Genomic DNA, 5,335 nt, shown 5'->3' on the forward strand with positions numbered 1-5,335 from the left:
TTGATTTTCTTGATGAGGACGCACAAAAAGAAGCTACACAGCCAAAAGAATATAATATTTATAATCTACCACCAAAAGCACCACAACCAAACGATGAATCTAGTATCAAGCTTGTGGATAAAGATACAATACAAACGATTAGCATAGATAAAGACACACAAGAAGCCATCACAAAAACAGAAATTAGAGACTTGCAATTACCAAGTGCAAAGCTTGAGGGAGAGAACTTCCATTTTGAGCCATACGATGAAGTTATAAATCCAAAACAGAGGATTCAAAACAACATCAAAGCCATAGAGATTCTGCAAGATTTGCAAAAAAATCCAAGAGAGCTAAGCAACGAGCAAAAGAGTATTTTAAATAGTTATAGTGGATTTGGTGGGCTTTCATCGGCATTTAGAGAGGGGAGCGAAAGCCTTGCAAAGTTAGAATCTTTGCTTGATACGACAACATTAAAAAATCTCAAAGGAACAATCCTTGATGCGTATTACACGCCTACACACATTATTAAAGGCATATATCAAGCACTAGAGGATTTTTTGCCAAAAGTTTTAGTCCCTTTTTGAATCTTTTTATGGTAAAATGGAGTTTTTGCTTTGATAGCGTTTCATAGCGTTTTAGTCCCTTTTTGAATCTTTTTATGGTAAAATAACTTCATACGAGCAATGAAGTCGTCAATGGTTTTAGTCCCTTTTTGAATCTTTTTATGGTAAAATAGGAAGCTTCTCAACAGCAGATGAGTTATAGTTTTAGTCCCTTTTTGAATCTTTTTATGGTAAAATCCTTCCGCAAAGCAGAACTTCAAGCGTAGGGTTTTAGTCCCTTTTTGAATCTTTTTATGGTAAAATAGATTTAAAAATGAGAATCTTATGCTACAATACTATAAAAGATTCAAAAAGGGACTAAAATAAGCTTGTCAGTCGGCGCAGGGTGAGGCTCTATGAGTGCTCAAAAATCCCTTTAGACTGACACCTCTTCTAACTACTGATATTCTGTGTATCTCAATATAGCTCAAATAAACTTTTTTGATAGATAGTTTTGCTTGATGTCTTCTTTTTATTTGCTGATATGTTTTGTGTATCTTGTTTTGTATCGTTCAAATATACATAATCTCCAGTTTTTTCATCAAAACTAAAAAGCGTCAGATTCTTTTGGGTATTCATCTCTTCATTAAAACTCACACCACCAAGTAAAATTTCCATAGCATCAAACTGCTTTTCTGTAATTGTGATACACCGCACATTTCCCTTTGGTGGCACAAATTTCCTAATATTATTGATAGAAGACTTAGCAGAGGCAACGCCCTTGCAGATTCGCATATATACACTAAATTGAATCATAAAAAATCCTAACTTTATGAGATCATTGCGAAATTTTGCACTATGATGTTTGTCTTTTTTGGTTTGGGTAGGTAAATCAAACATCACAAGCACACGCATAAATGTATCCTCCCTCATATCTAAACTCCAAACTCTACCAAAAGCAAAGGCTGTCCATATAATAAGGCATTTTTAAATCGCTGGACATAAAAATTAATAGCCCTATACAGTGGAAAAACTCTCTCTCCTATCTTTGTTTCACTCTGTAGATTCCCAATCAAAGTCATTTTGTCTTGTCGTGTTATTGTCTCTGTGTATTGGCTATATTCAGAATCTAACACCCTAGATTCTAAAAGTGCTAAAACACATCTATCCACAAATGGGCGAAAGACCTCTATGAGATCATCACAGAGATTAAACTGATTAAACTGATTATTGTGTTTGATACCAAACCAAGTGAGCAATCCACTCATGCATACGCTTCTAATGACACAGCTACGCACAATCGCGTATCCATAATCTAGCAAGACATTTTGAATCTTGTGTTTATGTTTGCGAGAAAACTCATTACCAAAAAGATGCCTAAAATACAAAGCTGCTGCATACGCCTCGATATTATCATGATCGCCCATGGATACTTTATCACATAGCTTTGCCAAATCTTGGGCTTGTTGTATGTAGCCACACATTTGTAGCACACTTACTTGATTACTAATCTTGTTTTTGACAATCTCACACCACAAACTTGCCTTATTTTGCGCACTCACTGCAATATGCTCCCGCGCAACCTGTGCATTGGCAAAATGTCCTAAAAATGGCGTATAAATGCCATTGATAGTGTGTGCCTTATCACAAGTAAGCACAAGCACTTTTGCTTCAGCCAACGCACTTAGCAGTGCTTGAGTAATGGTAATTTGGGGACTTTCTAAAATCACGCATTGCAAATCTTTGATATACAGTCGTGCGTTCTCCTCCCCATTTTGCACTACTAGGTGATGATCTTGTAATCGCAAATGTGCCTTGCTTGCAAACACAACATTTCTAAATGCCTCATCGTAGCCCACCTAAGAATCCTTGTTGGGTTTTTGTGTCTTTGGTGTGGTTTTGAGTGCGATAGGCTGTCTTGGTTCATATTTGCTAGGTTTAAGCTCTCCTAATGGTGAGACTTTGTATTTCTCAAATACCTTTAGTCTCTGAATACCTAGACTTTTAGCCATTACATCTTCTTGTGTTGCGTTTATAAAGAGTTTTTGTTGGTTTGGTGTGAGAGTTTTTATATTATTATCATGTGTTTGTAGGGCAACGCTCGCTGTTGAGACACCAAAAGATACAAAATATGCAAATTCTGGTTTTTCCATAGAGCTTTTTTGCACAAGCACGACATCACCTTTAAAAAGTGAGAAGCAAAATTCATAATTTTCATCCATTTCTATCCAATCTTTGATGACACCATCGCTCTTCCCACTTACCACTGCTTTATTGGGTAATACACCAAGTGCAATATCCATTGTATAGACAGGCACAGCATAGAATTTTTTGCTTTTTTTGTGTGCAAATATATCAACACGCACCATTTCACCATTTGCCACAAGTTTTGTCCCAATTTGCCGTATCTTGCCTAATTCTAAAGCTTTTTGAATACCTGCTAATCCGCCATATGCTTTTTGGTAGGTTGCATCATTAAAAGATTTAAAACTCTCCTCATGTAATGCCCCTCGCACTCGCTTATTTGGCGAATGCGAAACAAATATTTGAGCTATTTTGTGCAAGACATGTTCTCTAAATCCAGCAAATGGTTCAAAAAACTTTCTTTGATTTTTGAATGTATCTTGTGCAAGTGCTTTAGCATAGAATCCTGCTTGTAGTGTTTCTTGGTGATTTTTTACAAAGTCCGAAAATCTCTTAATCATGCTTGCATTACTATAAGCGATAATAATTGCATCAATAGCGTGATGTGTATGCTCATGGCGATTTTTCACAGGTAAGCCCCAAAAATAACGCATAGTCGTGGTAAGCATACCATTGATTGTTTCTACATGTATTTTGCTTCCTTTTTCTCCAGCAACCAACATTGTGTCTTCGTTGCAATCCAATGGAAGACAAGCAAGGTATTCTCGTGTATAACTAGTAATAAGTCGTGCTATATACCTTGTGTCCGAAAGATTGCGCACCTTAAATCCAGATTCTCTCGTGGCAAATGTTTTGGTAGTAATCTTTCGTGCTTTCTTTTTGGGATACCCATTACACTCGGTAAGAGAAACAATCTTGCCCCACTTGATAGGATCAGCACCAAATGCCTCAAAAGGTGTTTTGTTACCTTTATTTTGGTTTTCTTTTGTAAAAACTAACACCTTATTCAAATAGCCATTATCAAAACTCCGAGAATAAGGCAAAATATGATCAATTTCCAAAACCCCTACACTTTTTAAATCATCTAGAGTGATTTTTTTACCACTATAGGCACAAATCTCATTTTGTTCTCTAAAAAGTCGTAGTTTTAAAACATTATTCTCATTAAGTGGTAAGCCAATTTTTTCACACATTTCCTTTGCCTGTTCTCTATTTTTGTAATTGGATTCTATCTCTCTCTTATACTTGTCTCGATCTTTGTAGTTTTTGCCAACTTCACGCGCAAGTTCAATATGAATTTTATGAAATCTCCCATATTTTTTAATAAGGGTATTAAGCACCTTGCGATATTCCGATATAGCCCGAAGTACGACAGGGTTATGCAAATCTTGTGCATACATACTCTCATTGAAGGGTGGTAAGAATTTCATCTTTTTATCATTATGCCGTGTTATGAGATTTGCATTTTTACAGGCTTGATCATATCTAATACCATTGCGCATAAATGGTAAAATCTCACCTAATGCCCTAAGACTTAAGCTAATATGATGATCAAAATCTATCTCTGATAGTTGCATAACTTGATCTTGTGTCAATGCTGGATATTTACAAAGCTTTTGTTTTAATTGCTCCTTGTCTTTGGTCAATGTAAGATCTCGTGCAATATTATCTGATATCTCCCTATCCTGCGTTACATGACCCAAAATATGACAAAACTTTTTGAAATTTTTAAATTCTACAAATTTCTTTGTTTCAGGCTTTTCAAGATTACTATGCTTTAATTCTTGAAATTGAATACTCTCATTGAGGTTAAGTATTTTTCGTAATTGTGCAAAACTTAAGCTTCCCTTGTTGCATACTTCCTCAAACACAGAGGACAATATCCTTTGGTATTGCTCTTGTGTATATATCTCACCACTTTCCTTACTACAAGAAGCAAGAATGTTGACAACTTTACTTATTGTAACAAATTCTACTGCACTCAACGAATATTTTGGAGCGCGATACTCATTCTCATAAAATGTGCATTTTCCTACAAGGTGGGAAAAATCTTTTAAGGGTCTTTGATAGAATGCAATATGCAAAACCTCATCACATAGTTCTTTGGTGATCGCAAACCCAAAACCTCTTTGAATCTCAAAAATACAACTAAGCTCATTTTGTAATGCCACTTGTGAAACGCAATTTGCGTAGGATAGCGCTTTGTTGCGTATAGGTTTTAGCACTCGTATGATCGGGGTTTTATCCTGTGCATTCCCAATATCTTGCACTTCGCAAAATTCTTTATAAAAATACTCACTAACTGTGCGATAACGCGAGATCTTTTTTGCATTTTCACTCAATGCACTTAGTATCTTGCCTTCCTCTTTGTCTTTTTTATCTTGAGCTTGCTTGATGTTTTTGTTTCCATAGCCTCGATGCTTGGCAATATGCAATATAACACGCATAAGCTCTTCTTTACTAAGAAGTCTTTCTAATGCCTCATAGCGCAACTGATATGGATTAAGAAATCTTTTACCACAAAAAGCTTTGGGTAACTCTCCATCTGTGGCAATATAATCCTCATAAGATAAATGCCACGCATTCGTAAGAAGTTTTTTTAACGACTCTAATCTGCCTCTACGCCTTGCTAAACGCCTACGAACACTTCTAGCTTGTCTACGAGG

At 36.0% G+C, this 5,335-nt stretch carries 3 protein-coding genes and 1 CRISPR repeat array; all 3 genes read right to left on the bottom strand.

What is annotated here, in order from left to right; all coding sequences use genetic code 11:
• The first annotated feature begins 548 nt into the window (after window positions 1-548).
• A CRISPR array of direct repeats spans window positions 549-848; the repeat unit is 36 nt; unit sequence GTTTTAGTCCCTTTTTGAATCTTTTTATGGTAAAAT.
• A gap of 153 nt (window positions 849-1,001) precedes the next feature.
• Window positions 1,002-1,457, bottom strand: a complete 456-nt coding sequence (gene cas2 / locus C6H22_RS05965) for a CRISPR-associated endonuclease Cas2 (protein ID WP_233707068.1) — start codon at window positions 1,455-1,457, stop codon at window positions 1,002-1,004.
• 2 nt (window positions 1,458-1,459) lie between these two features.
• Window positions 1,460-2,383 (bottom strand): type II CRISPR-associated endonuclease Cas1, encoded by a 924-nt coding sequence (gene cas1, locus C6H22_RS05970; RefSeq protein WP_104694419.1) that lies wholly within the window; start codon window positions 2,381-2,383, stop codon window positions 1,460-1,462.
• On the bottom strand, window positions 2,384-5,335 hold a 2,952-nt coding region (cas9, locus tag C6H22_RS05975; RefSeq protein WP_104694420.1), incomplete at its 5' end, for a type II CRISPR RNA-guided endonuclease Cas9. It abuts the gene before it with no gap.

The sequence above is a fragment of the Helicobacter equorum genome (assembly GCF_900198655.1).
GTDB lineage: Bacteria > Campylobacterota > Campylobacteria > Campylobacterales > Helicobacteraceae > Helicobacter_F > Helicobacter_F equorum.